Source organism: Geomonas sp. Red276 (assembly GCF_054784495.1).
In genome coordinates, this window is record NZ_BLXW01000020.1 from 86,984 (window position 1) to 100,052 (window position 13,069).

The following is a 13,069-nucleotide window of genomic DNA, read 5'->3' on the forward strand; positions in this document are numbered from 1 at the left end:
TCCGGCTGCCATGCTTGAATCTCCTCAAGTATAGCAGGCCCTGGCGAGAGTTCTTAGACTCGATTGGTATACGGTCCCATGAGAGGATCCGCATCCGGCGGGAACTCGCCCGCGTCCTACGGTTTTCGGGAAAGATGGTAGAATTCTTGGAATGAAATCGGCGGATTTGCCGCCTTTGGTCATCCCCTCAGGAGAACCTGCCCGTCATGCCACCATTGTCACCGCGTAAGGGATGGCTACTCGCCATGTTCGTCGCCCTTTCCCTGGCGACTCCGGCCCTGGCCGATCCGGTCGAGGTCGAGGTGAACGGGGTGACGGGGGACGCCCTCAAAAACGTGGAGCAGGCCCTGGTCCTTCCCTACGGCCTGGTGCGGGAGGGAAAGGTCGACCGCCTCTGGCTCGACCGCTTCGCCAAGCAGGCCGACGAGAAGGTCCGGCTGGCCCTGGAGCCGTTCGGCTACTACCATTCCAAGGTTTCCACCGATATCCGGGAGACGAAAAAAGAGGAGTACCGGTTGCAGGTAAACGTGGAACCGGGCCCGGCCGTGCGGCTTACCGCCGTGTCGGTGACCGTGTCCGGGGCGGGGAAGGATCAGCGGGAGATCAAGGAGCTGGTCAGGACCTTTCCGCTGCGCCCGGGGGACATCCTCCTGCAGACCGTCTACGAAAGGGAGAAGAGCGCCCTGAAGTCCCGCGCGGTGGGGCTTGGCTACCTGGACGCCGATTTCACCCGCCACGAGATCCGCATCGCCCCCGGGGAGGTCGCGGCCACCATTACCCTCGTGCTGGAGACCGGCGAACGCTACCGGTTCGGGGAGACCACCATCGAGGGGGGGACGGATTTCCCCGAGCCCTACCTTAGACGGTTCATCGCCTTCCAGCGGGGCGAGCTCTTCTCCTTCTCCAAGATCGGCGAGACCCAGCTGAACTTTTCCAACTCCGAGCGCTTCAAGGAGGTGCTGATCACCCCGGAAAAGGAGAAGGCCAAGAACCACGAAGTCCCCGTCCTGGTCAAGCTGGTGAGCGCCCCGAGGCGCTCCATCCGCCCCGGCATCGGTTACGGCACCGACACCGGCGGGAGGTTCTCCGTCCACTTCCGCGACCTGAACCTCTTCCACAAGGGGCAGGAGTTCGACTCCACCCTCTACGCGGCCCAGAATCTCCAGGGGTTTGCCGCCCGCTACACGATCCCGAGCGCCCGCGACATCAAGGGGTCCAAGGCCTTTCTTCTCAACCTCCAGCAGGAGGACGTCACCACCTACGTGAGCCAGCTGGCCGCCCTGGAGTTCGACTACAACCACAGCCTGGGGACGGGGGAGCTGGCCACCCCCTACATCAGGGTGCAGGAGGAGAGGTACACCATCGGCGGGGTGACCTCCGGCTCACGGCTGGTGCTCCCCGGCTTCCGCTTTACCCGCGAGCGTTTCGACAACCTCATCCGCCCGACCATCGGGTACCGCTACGCGCTCGATCTCAGGGGGGCCCATCCCTACTTCGGTTCCGACTCGGCGCTGGTCCAGTTCATAGCGGACGGCAACGCCGTGCTCCCGCTCCCCTGGCGGCTCTCCCTCCACGTGAAGAGCCGGGTGGGGCTCAGCCAGCTGGCCGACCCGCTGGCGGACTTTCCCCCCTCGATCCGCTTCTTCGCCGGCGGCGACCAGAGCGTGCGCGGCTATTCCTACCAGAGCCTCGGGCCCAAGAACGCCCAGGGGGAGGTGGTGGGGGGGCGGGACCTGGTGACCGGGACGGTGGAAATCGAGCGCGCCCTCTTCGAGAAGTGGGGCGTCTCCCTCTTCCATGACGCGGGCAACGCCTTCAACGATTTAAGTAACGTCCGCCTCGCCCAAGGGGCCGGGATCGGGCTTCACTACTACACACCGGTCGGCGGGCTCAACCTTTCGCTGGCCAAGCGGCTCGGGACCAGCAGGGAGGTCTACTACATCCATTTCACCGTGGGGTTCCAGCTTTGAGACGGCTCTGGCTCTACATAACCGTGCCGGTCGCGGTGCTCGTCATCATCCTCCTGGGAGGACTCTACTGGCTTTTGGCCACCGCTCCCGGCGCCCGTTTCGCGCTGACCAGGGGGGCCATGGTGGCCGGGCTCAGGGTCTCCATCGCCAAGGTGCAGGGGCGGTTGTGGGATCACGTCGTCCTGTCGGGGCTGCGGGCCGAGAAGGGGAAGGAAGTGGCGGTGGTCAATCTCCTCGACTTCTCCTGGACTCCGCGGGCGCTCCTCCACGGCCAGTTCCTGGTGCGGCGGCTCGCCCTCACCGGGGTGCGGGTGCAGGACGACACCCCTCCCTCCGGGAAGGCTCCCGACCTGACCTGGCCCCGGCTGACCGGCTTTTGGGCCAACCTCAAGGTCAGGGTCCTGCTTCTCCAGCTGGACGCGCTCTCCTACCGGCGGCTTGACGCGCAGCCGGTGGTCATCCAGGATTTCTTCTCCTCGCTCATCATCGACAACGGTCTGCTCTCTCTTCCCCGCCTGGCCCTCCAGGCTCCCGAGGGGCGGGCGTCGGGCACCCTCGCCATCGGGCTTTTCCACCCTTCCCTGAAGATCGACCTCGCCGCCCGCGCGGTGAAACCTTTCCAGGGGATGGAGGAGTTTTACCTGAAGAGCGACCTGACGCCGGCCCGGGCTCCCGAGCAGATGAGCGGGCCGCTGACCCTGGAGGGGAGGCACCGCGGGAAGGAGCGGCTCAAGGTGGCCGGGACGGTGGGGATGACCTCCAACGGCTTTACCCTGCGGCAGGTGACCATGGCGCGTCCCGGACGGCGCGGGACGGTCACCGCGGACGGCGCCCTGACCCTCACCGCCGGCGACCCCCTCTTCTCGCTCCGGCTGAAGGCCCGTGACCTCGACCTCGCCGAGGCGGTGAAGCGCCCGACCAGGCTCTCCGGCTCCCTCTCCATCACCGGGAGCGTGGCCGATTACCGGGGGAGTTTCTCGCTGGCCAACAGGGGGCCCGGGTGGGAGAGCGCCTCCCTCGCCTCAGATTTCAGGGGAGGGAAGGGGGGAGTCACCCTTTCCCGGATGGACGGCAAGCTCCTCGACGGGACTCTCCGGGGGGACCTCGTCATCGGCTGGGAAAAGCTGATGCGGGTGAGCGGGACCCTCTCGGGGCGGGGGATCAATCCCGGCCGGCTGGTCGCGGGGTGGCCCGGTGAGGTGAACCTGGACCTGGCGGGGAACCTGGAACTTCCCCCCGGCGGCAGGCCGGCCGGAGAGGTGAAGGGGAAACTCCTGGAGAGCCGCCTGCGAGGGCAGAACCTGCACGGTGAAGGGGCGGCGGCCTTCGCCGGGGAGTGGCTGCGGGTCGACCGGCTTTTTTTGGCCGGTAACGGCTTCGACCTGCAGGGCGCGGGAGAGCTGGAACGCCGGCTGGAGCTCTCGGCCCGGGTGAGCGATCTTTCCCGCCTCCTCCCGGGGGCCTCCGGCGAGCTCGCCGCGGCCGGGTGGGTGCGCAGGCGCGAAGGGGAGTGGTCGGGGAGTGCCAGTGGCGAGGGGGCCGGAGTGGCCGTCTCCGGCGTCAAGGCCGCCGCCTTGCAGCTCGAGGCGAGCCTGGGCGAGGGGAGGGAGTACCCGGTCTCGCTCGCCGCATCCCTGCGCGGGGTCACCGCGGGGAGCTTCCAGACCGACAGCGTCGATCTCGGGATGCAGGGGACGGCGGCCAACCATCGCCTGGAGGCCGAGCTGGTTTCCTCCCGGGCGGAGGCGCGGATGGAGCTTTCCGGCGGCTACCGCAACGGCGCCTGGAACGGCCTACTCACCACCTTCTCCGGTCGCGACGCCGTGGGGCCGTGGGCCCTGGCGGCTCCCTCCCGGCTCTCGGTATCTCGCAGCGGCTTCAGCGTCTCCCCCCTTGTCATCGACGGCCTTCCCGGCGAGCGGGTGGAGGTGGCCGGCGCCATGAACCGCGGCACGCGTTCCAGCACGCTGCGCGGGAGCTGGACCGGGCTGAACCTCTCCCGCGCCGACGCCTGGCTCAAGGGTGAGCAGGTTACCGGCACCGCCGCCGGCAGGCTCGACCTGGCCCTCTTCCCGGGGGGGGCGGTCGTGGTGGCGCTCGACGCCGAAGCAAGCGGCACCTTCGAGGGGGACCGGGAGCGGGTGGATCTCCAGCGTGCCGCCGTCATGCTGCGTGGCGACCGGCGCGGCATGGAGGCGAGGGCCGATCTGCAGCTGGCCCGGGGAAGCGGCGAGGCCCACCTCACCTTCACCTCCACGGCTCCGGCCGCCCTTCGGCTGCCACGCGAGGGGGATCTTTCCCTCCAGCTGGCCAATTTCGACCTGGCGCTCTTTGCCCCGGTGGCCCCGGCGGGGAGCACGGTGGAGGGGAGGGTAGGGGGGCTTTTGCGGGGGAAACTGCGTCCCGCCTCCCGGCTGGAGTTGAGGGGGAACCTCTCGGTGGCCGGTGGACGGCTCGGTTACCGGGAAAAGGAACGGGACGTGGAGGGGGTGCTCGACACCGCGGAGGTGGAGTTCAACTGGTGGGGGACGACGGCCGGCAAGGAGTGGGAGAAGGGGATCCTGGAAGTCTCCGCGCGGCTCTCCGGGTCGGCCACCATGGCCGCCAAGGAACAGCGGGTCGTGCTGAGCCGGTTCTCCCTTAAGCTGGACGGCAACCGCCAAGGCACCCGGGCCTCCCTGGACGCTTCCCTGCAGGGTGGGGGGAGCGTGCGGGCCCTTCTTTCCTCGCCGGCGCCGGTCGGCCTCGGGCTCCCTGCGACGGGAGATCTCTCGGTCCAGTGGGGAGGGATCAATCCGGCCCTGCTCAAGCCGATGCTGCCGGCCGGGCTGGACCTGGAGGGGAACTTCGCCGGGCAGGGACGCGGGCGCCTGCTCCCGGGCCAGCGGGTGGAATTCGCCGGAGAGGCCGTCTTCTCGCAGGGGAAGGCCAACTGGCAATCGCAGGGGGGCGAGCTGAAGGCAAACGTCCGGATCGCCACCCTCACCTTCGCCTGGCGGGGCGACACTCTGACCGCCGATCTCAACCTCGCCCTCGCCGACTACGGCCAGGCGAGCGGAAACCTGGTCCTCCCGATCCCGGCCCGTCTCCCGGTGGCGCCCGATCCCCGCGGTCCGGTCCGGGGAAGGTTCGCCGGGCGGGTCCAGGAACACGGCCTGCTGACCTCCTTCCTCCCCGGTCTCGTGCAGGAAAGCCACGGCCGGCTCGACCTCGACCTGCGGGTGGGGGGGATCTGGAGCGATCCCCGCCTGGACGGGACCGTGCAGCTTGCCCAGGCCGGGGCCTACCTCCCCCGGGCCGGGATCACCCTCGCCAACGTCCAGCTCGCGGCCAGGCTGCAGGGGGACCAGATCGTGGTCGATACCCTGAGGGCGGATTCCGGGGCCGGATCGCTGCAGGGGAAACTGCAGGCGCGGCTGAGCGGCTGGCGGATCGCCGGCTACAGCGGCACCCTCACCGGCGACCGTTTCCGGACGGTGTTCCTCCCCGAGCTCCAGATGGTGACCTCTCCGCGGCTCACCTTCCAGGGAGGACCGGACAAGGTGGTCGTGCGGGGCACGGTGCTGGTTCCGGAGATGCTGGTGGCGGGCCCCCCGGTGCAAAGCGCGGTGGAGCAGAGTCCGGACGTGGTGCTGGAAGGAGCCCCCAAGAAGGCGGCCAAGCCCGCGTTCCCGCTGGTGCTGGACGGGGCGATCCACGTGGCGCTGGGGGACAAGGTGCAGGTCAAGGCCTCCGGCATCGACGCTAGGCTGGGAGGGGAGATGGATCTCACCCTGGCGGGACTCGACCACATCACGAGCAGCGGGGAGATCAAGGTGGTCAAGGGGAGCTACCGGGCCTACGGCTTGGACCTGGACATCGTCCGCGGGCGGATCTACTACAACAACGACCCGGTGACCCAGCCGACCCTCGACATCCTCGCCCTGAGAACGGTGGGGGACGTCAAGGCCGGCGTCACCGTGGGGGGGTACCTGCGGTCGCCGGTGATCAAGCTGTACTCCGAGCCGACTATGGCGGACGTGGACATCCTGGCCTACATGCTCTTCGGGCATCCGCTGGCGGCCGGCACCGGCACCGAGCAGGCGGGTACCCTGGCCCTGGCCGCCAGCAGCCTCTTCTCGACCGGGCAGTCCGAGTCGCTGCAGGCGCAGATCAAGGACCGTCTCGGGCTGAGCGTCCTCGGGATGGAAACCATCACCCCCTCCACCTCCGGCCGCATGGGGTATCGCGAGGTACCGGTCACCTCTCCGACCGGTGTCCCCTCCAAGGCCGCCGCCACCCAGTCGCTGTTGACGGTCGGCAAGTACCTGACCCCGCGGCTCTACGTCAGTTACGGCCGCTCGCTGGTCACCGGCGGCAGTCTCTTCCTGCTCCGCTACGACCTCTTCCGCCACATCCAGATCGAGACCCAAAGCGGCAGCGAGAGCGGCGCGGACATCTACTATAAGCTGGAGTTCGACTGAGCAGACTTTTCCAAGTGGTTGGAGCGTTTCGCCGCGTTGGAAAAACTGCTGGTAAGCCGATTGGCGGCGGTTTTTCAACCGTTGCGCTGCGGAAACTGAAGTAGCGGTTTTGGTGGTTAATGTAAATAAAGATTGACACTCAAGGACGCCCGGATCCGCCGGCGCTTCTCAATGGAAACCGTCTGCGCCCGCGCCGACATCTCGCGCCCCACCCTCTACAAGGTGGAGTCCGGCGACCCCTCGGTCTCCATGGGGACCTACGTTCAAGTTCTGAGGGTGCTGGGTCTTGTAGGTGATCTCGCCCTGGTCGCCAAGGAGGATCTCCTGGGGCGCCGTCTCCAGGACGAGGCGCTCCCCCACCGGAAGAGGGCTCCCCGCATCCGCCCCCCCGGGAGGTGGAGAGGATGGCTAGGGCCAGGGTCCCCAAGGGGAAACTGCTGGAGGTCTGGCTGGACGACCCCGCCTTCGGAGCGCTGCAGCGAATCGGGACCCTCTCCAGGGGGGAACGGGGGAGCGTCCGCTTGGCGTACGACATGGGGTGGCTCAACCAGGCCCAGGCCTTCCCGCTCGACCCCGAACTTGACCTTCTCCCGGGGGAGTTCTTTCCCGGCGGCTCCAACTTCGGAGTCTTCATGGACTCCTCCCCCGACCGCTGGGGGCAGGTCCTGATGAGGCGCCGCGAGGCGGTGGAGGCCAGGGAGGAGGGGCGTTCACCGCGCACCCTGGATGCCTGGGATTTCCTCCTGGGAGTCCAGGACTGCACCCGGATGGGCGCCCTCAGACAGTGATAGAGGTCGCTTGGAAAGGTCAAAAGACGATGGTGCAGCCGATGCCCAGGCGTTCGCAGTCGGCGGCTATCTTGTGCGCTACCGAAGATGCGTACTCTTCCGACCGCCTCTCCTCGAGCTTCAACCTGCGATAAAGCGCATCCGCGTAGTGATAGTTCATCCGGTCCACCAGGATGTAATCGACCTTCCCGGCCAGCATCTCCATGAGGTTTTCCGCCCCCGGCAGGATCGGGGCGATCATCGCGTAGGTCCTGACCTTCGCCCGCTTCAGTTCCGCGAGGGCGTTCACCCGCTCGGCGATGGGGGGCGCGTGCGGCTCGAAGCTTTTCCGGATGTCGTCGTCGGCCGTGGTGATGGAGAAGCCGACCTCGATACTCTTCCCGATCCCAATGATGTCGATGTCTCGCAGCACCAGGGGCGAACGGGTCTGTACCACGACCGGCCACTCCGCCTCGAGGAGCACCTGCAGGCAGTGCCGGGTCAGCCGGTATTTCTCCTCCAGCGGCTGGTAGGGATCGCACACTCCGCTCATCCAGACGGTCGCCTTCTTCTTCCTGGCGACCTCCTTTCTCAGTAACTCGGCCGCGTTGATCTTCACGTCGACGAAGGTCCCCCACGGCTCCCGGTGGCCGGTGAACTTCTTCATGTAGCGGGCGTAGCAGTAAGAGCAGGCATGCTGGCAGCCGACGTACGGATTGATCACGTAGGGATAGATCTTCGAGGCGGTCAGGATGCTCTTCGCCTCTATCTCGCGGACCAGTAAGGCCGGCTCCTCCTGCCCGGTATCACGGGTCATACCCACCTCCTCTACGAGACGCTCACCAGGAGCGGGTTGTCGAAACCTGCCCGGGCGACCGCCTCGGCCGCTTCCGTTCCCCCCTTGAGGGCCGCCTCGACCAGTCCGTGCCGCCGGATGAGGTGCACGAGGATTCCCAGGTTTCCGTAGAGGGCGAAGCCCAGGAGGGTGCGCATCCTTTTGGCACCCGCCTCCTCGAACTCCTTGCCGCTCTCCTGGAGCACCGCCACGTAATGGCTGGGGAAGGCCACCACCTTGCGGTCGAGGCTGGCGATGAATGCGTCGCGGTCGGAGGGGGTGAGTTGGCTGAAGTCGGTGCCGCACCAGCCGCTCTCCTTGGTGGAGATGAGCGAGCGGCAGGTGATGGGGCGGACCGGATAGACGCTGCACTCACCGGCCTCGTTCAAAAGGGGGCAGAACCCGATCTGCTGCCGGTGGAGGCGGAGGTAGTGGGGAAGCTCGCTCACCCCCTGCACCAGCTCCCGCAGCTTGACGGCGTAGGCGTCGATGGCCCCGGCCTGGGCTTCGCCTAGCTCGGCCGCCACGGCGAGCGCCTCGGCGAATCCGGTGTGGACCGCCAGGCTGCAGCAGTTGCGGCACCCCTTGCCGCAGAAGATGGTCCCGCCCCCGGAGCGGTAGTCGCTCACCCAGGAGCGGACGAACATCTCGAGAAAGGCCTGCTGTTGCTTTACCTGGTCGAGAAGCTGCTCGATTGCCTCGCTTGATGAAGTCATTGCTTCCTTATCTTCCTCTCATAACCTGCGTGGTGATTGAATGTACCGTCATCTTGCCGGTGGTGGTGCAGATATAGCACATCGGCTTTTGCTTTGCACCGCTTTGTGAACGCCCTTTACTCCCGGATGGAAATGTACTAAATGAGGGGGGAAAGAGAGTAAAATTATTTCGGTAAGCTGTCGTTACCCGGCAGCGCAAAGGAGAACACCATGCGGGATATCCCCGATTTGCTGGACGCCCTTGGGCGCTCCCCGAAGATACTCTCCTCGTTCGTGCAGAGCATCCCTCAAGAGAAGCTGGATATCAGAAGGGGGGAAGGTTTCTGGACCATCGCGGAGCACGTGAGTCACCTGGCGCAGGTTCAGCCGATGCTTTTGGGGCGCTTTGAACGGTTCCTGAAGGAGGAGCACCCGGAGTTCGTTCCCTACCTTCCCGGCAAGGGTGAGGACGAACCGGCGACGCCTCCTCGGCTGGAGATGGCAGAAGCCCTGGAACAGTTCGCCGACGTCCGGGCGAAGCAGCTCGAGCTTCTCAAGGGCGCCGACCAGCAGTGCTGGCAAAAGAGCGGGTCCCACCCGGAGTACGATGCCTACTCCCTTTACATCGTCGTCCGCCACCTGTTGATGCACGACCACTGGCACATGTACCGGATGGAGGAGCTTTGGCTGACCAGGGATCCCTACCTCACGAGGCTTGCCTAAAGCCTCACCACCCGAGGGCGAGCCTGGTCCCGAGGACCCCGCCCAGTACCAGGAAGACCCTGCGCACCACCAGGTGCCCGCTGCGGCGTCCTATCCGCGATCCGAGGTAGGCTCCGGCGAGCGAACCGATGGTGGAGGGGAGCATCAGTCCCGCATCGGCGTAGCCGCCAGCGCTGTAGACGGCGACGGCGAAACCGTTCCAGAAGAAGGCGATGAGGTAGTAGTAGCCGAGAGCGGTCGGGAGGGTGAGCCCGCGGCTTTTCACGAGGAGCATGGAGGTGAAGAGCCCGTTGCCGGAACCGAAGAAGGACTCGTACACCCCGAGCGGGAAGGCCAAAAGCCCGGTCACCGCCCGGGACAGCCTGCTGTCGCTTTCGTTTTCTCCGAGCGACGGGTTGATCGCCACCAGCACCACCAGCGAAAGGATGATGCCGCCGATGATCCGTTGCAGGAGGTGCTGGCTGGCCCCCCGGATGATGGTGGTCCCGGCATAGGCGCCCGCCAGGCCGACGGCGATCATGAAGAGGACGAGGCGCCAGTCGACAGTACGCCCCTTGAGGTAGTTGCGGGCGGCGAGCGGCGTCCAGATCGCCCCGTTCAGCTGGTTGGACGCCACCACCACCGGCAGCGGAAAGCCCAGCGCGAGCCAGACCGGGGTGGTCAGCATGCCGGCTCCCGCACCGCTCATGGAGCTGAGGCAGGCGGCGAAGAAGGCCACCGAAGTTATGATTACGTACTGGATGAACATCCGATCCCGATCTCCCCGTCGATCCGCCAGCCCGCTTATACCACATTTCGCCCCCTTTCCCGGTACTCTTTTCCTTCCCGCCCAAGGTGCTGACCCCTGCGCCCCTCCCTCCTTCCTCTCCGGAGTTTTCCGCTTCAGGGCTTGTAATGGCCTGAAATCCTCACATAAAGGTTCTCCCTCTCCCTCCGTGAGAGGGCCGGGGTGAGGGAAGCTCTGCGTTTGACTGGAGGGAGAGGGGGGAAAGGGTAACACCTGAGGTCCTGCCCCTTTTAATGATGACCTCAAGTTTTCCGTGCTAACGCCGATACGGCTCCGGGTAGGCGGCCGGAGGTTTCTTCACGAGGCGGCGCACCGGGCTTCTCGCCACCTCCGCCCATGCCGGGTACCGCCTCCGCAATCCGTTCCCTTTGGTTTGATGTTTCGAGGTTTCGATGCAGCAATGCTCTCCGAAAAACCGCTCCCTCTGCCTCCTGTTGCTGGCGGCCGCGCTCCTGCTTGGCACGGGCGTCAGCAGCCGCGCGGACGATGACATCCGTCCCGGTTCCGAGGACCTGACCGAGCTCAGCCTGGATCAACTGACCACCATCGAGGTGGCCAAGGTGTACGGGGCATCGCGCTTCGAGCAGAAGGTAACCGAGGCCCCCTCCTCGGTCAGCATCGTCACCGCCGACGATATCCGGGCCTTCGGCTACCGCAACCTTTCCGATATCCTGGCCGCCCAGCGCGGGTTCTATGTCTACAACGACCGCAACTACGATTACATCGGGGCCCGCGGGGTCGACCGCTCGGGGGGATACGACTCCCGGGTCCTGGTGCTGGTGGACGGACACCGCACCAACGAGGACATGTACGACTCCGCCTTCATCGGCAACGAGTTCGTGCTGGACGCCGACCTCATCGACCGGGTGGAGATCATCAGGGGGCCCGGTTCCTCGCTCTACGGGGACAACGCCTTCTTCGGGGTCATCAATATCATCACCCGGCACGGGAAACTGCAGGGGACCGAGGTCTCCGCAGAGGCGGGGAGCCAGCAGAGCTACAAGGGAAGGGTGACCTACGGCAACCGCTTCCAAAACGGCCTCGCCGTCACCCTCTCGGGGGCGGTCGCCGACAGCCAGGGGGACAAGAACCTCTACTTCCCCGCGTTCAACACCCCCGCCAACAACAACGGGGTGGCTCACGACCTCGACTACGAGCGCTACCATTCCCTGTTCAGCACCTTCTCGTTCGGCGACTTCACCCTCCAGGGGGCCTACTCCACCCGGACCAAGGGGGTCCCGACCGCCTCGTTCGATGCGGTGTTCAACGACCCGCGCTTCCACACCACCGACAGCCGCGGCTACGTCGATCTCAAGTACGAGCATGCCTTCGGCAGCTGGCAGACCTCCGCCCGGGGATACTTCGACTACTACAACTACTACGAAAACATCCCGCTGGCCGCCGCGGATCCGGCCGCCCCCCCGGTCCTGAACCGCGACAGCGCCCTCGACAAGTGGTATGGGATCGACGTGAAGGCCGCCAACACCTTCGGCGACCACCGGGTCGTGGCCGGCGCCGACTACCAGGCCGACCTGACCCAGCTCTTCGACAATCACGACATCGACCCGTTCCACCAGTACCTTAAAGTCGACCGTACTACCTGGCGCTGGGCCTCCTATCTCCAGGACCAGTACACCATCACCTCCCGGCTCATCCTCAATGCCGGAGTGAGGCTCGACCATTACAGCACCTTCGGCGATGCCGTCAGTCCCCGCGCCGGCCTGATCTATTCGCCACTCGATGCCACCACCTTCAAACTCCTGTACGGCGAGGCGTTCCGGGCACCCAACAGCTACGAGCTCTACTACGAGGTGCCCGACTTCAACCAGAAGGGGAACGACTCCCTGAGACCCGAAAAGATCCGCAGTTACGAGATCGACTGGGAGCAGGGGCTGGGCGAGCACTTCCGCAGCACGGTGGCCGGGTACTACAACAAGGTGCGCGGGATGATCAAGCAGGTGAACGACCCCAACGACGGGATGCTGGTCTTCGAAAATATCGCCGGGGTGACCGCCCTGGGGGCCGAGGCCGAACTGGAAGGAAAGTGGAGCAACGGCTTCCAGGGGAGGGCCAGCTACACCTTCCAGGATGCCAGGGACGACCAGACGGGGGCCCTGCTCGTCAACTCGCCGCGGCACATGGCCAAGCTCAACCTGATCGCCCCCCTCTACCGGAAGGCGCTCTTCTCCGGGATCGAGCTGCAGTACATGAGTTCGAGAAAGACCCTGGCCGGGGGCGGGGCAGGCGATCACCTGCTCACCAACCTGACCCTCTTCAGCCGCGACGTCTACCCCGGCCTTGAGGTCTCCGGATCGGTCTACAACCTCTTCGACACCCGGTACGGCGATCCCGGCAGTGGCGAGCACGCGGAGGACGTCATCCCCCGGCCGGGAAGGATCTTCCGCCTCAAGCTCACCTACCGGTTCTAGCGCCTACCCTCGTCCGCCAGGTGCCTGTCCCCTTCGTCCGACCGACCGGGGCCTGCCCGCCTTTTACCGTCCGTCCCCCTCCCGGCGACGGCGGGCGCCCCCTCCCGAGGCTCTCCCCTTGCCAAGGCAGAAATTGCCGTCATACTTTTCGTCAAGGGTTCCCACTGGACTAACCGACGAAGGAGACGCGCTATGAGATGCCCCGTCTGCAAAAACCACGAACAGCAGGAAACAGAATTGCGCGCCGATGACTTCAAAGAAGGCATAACTGAACCTGATTAGCGCCAATCTTCCGCTAGGCGTAACCACCGCTCTGGTCGGCTGCCAGTCCGGGCAGCGGCAGCAGCGAGGCGGGGAAGCATAGCAGCAAGATCGAAACGACGGTTAAAGCGGTACTGAT

8 protein-coding genes and 2 pseudogenes are annotated in these 13,069 nt (G+C 66.0%); 6 read left to right on the forward strand and 4 right to left on the reverse strand.

Annotated features, from left to right (window positions below; genetic code table 11):
* Window positions 1-206 precede the first annotated feature (206 nt).
* The 4 genes and pseudogenes from ACYVL5_RS14800 (at window position 207) to ACYVL5_RS14815 (ending at window position 7,221) form a co-directional block, all read left to right on the forward strand.
* Window positions 207-1,970: an autotransporter assembly complex protein TamA gene (locus ACYVL5_RS14800; protein WP_460596350.1), complete on the forward strand. Its 1,764-nt coding sequence runs from the start codon at window positions 207-209 to the stop codon at window positions 1,968-1,970.
* Window positions 1,967-6,433 carry a translocation/assembly module TamB domain-containing protein gene (locus ACYVL5_RS14805; RefSeq protein ID WP_460596351.1) on the forward strand — a complete coding sequence of 1,489 codons (4,467 nt, stop codon included), beginning with the start codon at window positions 1,967-1,969 and terminating at the stop codon, window positions 6,431-6,433. The genes ACYVL5_RS14800 and ACYVL5_RS14805 overlap by 4 nt, the downstream gene beginning before the upstream one ends.
* Before the next feature lie 132 nt (window positions 6,434-6,565).
* Window positions 6,566-6,721, forward strand: a pseudogene (locus tag ACYVL5_RS14810) (helix-turn-helix domain-containing protein); the annotation flags it as partial.
* Between the two features lie 116 nt (window positions 6,722-6,837).
* Window positions 6,838-7,221 carry a HipA N-terminal domain-containing protein gene (locus tag ACYVL5_RS14815; RefSeq protein ID WP_460596352.1) on the forward strand — a complete coding sequence of 128 codons (384 nt, stop codon included), beginning with the start codon at window positions 6,838-6,840 and terminating at the stop codon, window positions 7,219-7,221.
* Between the two features lie 19 nt (window positions 7,222-7,240).
* On the opposite strand, the gene ACYVL5_RS14820 is transcribed toward ACYVL5_RS14815, so the two are convergent.
* Both ACYVL5_RS14820 and ACYVL5_RS14825 read right to left on the reverse strand, forming a co-directional pair.
* Window positions 7,241-8,017: an SPL family radical SAM protein gene (locus ACYVL5_RS14820; RefSeq protein ID WP_460596353.1), complete on the reverse strand. Its 777-nt coding sequence runs from the start codon at window positions 8,015-8,017 to the stop codon at window positions 7,241-7,243.
* 11 nt (window positions 8,018-8,028) lie between these two features.
* The gene (locus ACYVL5_RS14825) at window positions 8,029-8,751 is read right to left on the reverse strand and encodes a YkgJ family cysteine cluster protein (protein WP_460596354.1); all 723 of its coding nucleotides are present in this window, start codon (window positions 8,749-8,751) and stop codon (window positions 8,029-8,031) included.
* Between the two features lie 210 nt (window positions 8,752-8,961).
* Between ACYVL5_RS14825 and ACYVL5_RS14830 the strand changes: the two genes are divergently transcribed.
* Complete coding sequence (locus ACYVL5_RS14830) at window positions 8,962-9,453, forward strand: DinB family protein (protein WP_460596355.1); 492 nt, start codon at window positions 8,962-8,964, stop codon at window positions 9,451-9,453.
* Between the two features lie 4 nt (window positions 9,454-9,457).
* Here ACYVL5_RS14830 and ACYVL5_RS14835 read toward each other — a convergent pair whose 3' ends face one another.
* On the reverse strand, window positions 9,458-10,201 hold the full coding sequence (locus tag ACYVL5_RS14835) for a sulfite exporter TauE/SafE family protein (RefSeq protein WP_460596356.1): 744 nt from the start codon (window positions 10,199-10,201) through the stop codon (window positions 9,458-9,460).
* A 431-nt stretch (window positions 10,202-10,632) separates the two neighbouring features.
* Between ACYVL5_RS14835 and ACYVL5_RS14840 the strand changes: the two genes are divergently transcribed.
* Entirely contained in the window at window positions 10,633-12,669 is a 2,037-nt protein-coding gene (locus ACYVL5_RS14840; protein WP_460596357.1) for a TonB-dependent receptor plug domain-containing protein, read from the forward strand.
* Window positions 12,670-12,947: 278 nt separating this feature from the next.
* Here ACYVL5_RS14840 and ACYVL5_RS14845 read toward each other — a convergent pair.
* Window positions 12,948-13,069 (reverse strand): annotated as a pseudogene (locus tag ACYVL5_RS14845) (IS1595 family transposase); the annotation flags it as partial.

Coding starts and splice junctions, on each gene's coding strand:
- ACYVL5_RS14800 (WP_460596350.1), top strand. CDS start 207: ATGCCACCATTGTCACCGCGTAAGGGATGGCTACTCGCCATGTTCGTC.
- ACYVL5_RS14815 (WP_460596352.1), top strand. CDS start 6,838: ATGGCTAGGGCCAGGGTCCCCAAGGGGAAACTGCTGGAGGTCTGGCTG.
- ACYVL5_RS14820 (WP_460596353.1), bottom strand. CDS start 8,017: ATGACCCGTGATACCGGGCAGGAGGAGCCGGCCTTACTGGTCCGCGAG.
- ACYVL5_RS14825 (WP_460596354.1), bottom strand. CDS start 8,751: ATGACTTCATCAAGCGAGGCAATCGAGCAGCTTCTCGACCAGGTAAAG.
- ACYVL5_RS14830 (WP_460596355.1), top strand. CDS start 8,962: ATGCGGGATATCCCCGATTTGCTGGACGCCCTTGGGCGCTCCCCGAAG.
- ACYVL5_RS14835 (WP_460596356.1), bottom strand. CDS start 10,201: ATGTTCATCCAGTACGTAATCATAACTTCGGTGGCCTTCTTCGCCGCC.
- ACYVL5_RS14840 (WP_460596357.1), top strand. CDS start 10,633: ATGCAGCAATGCTCTCCGAAAAACCGCTCCCTCTGCCTCCTGTTGCTG.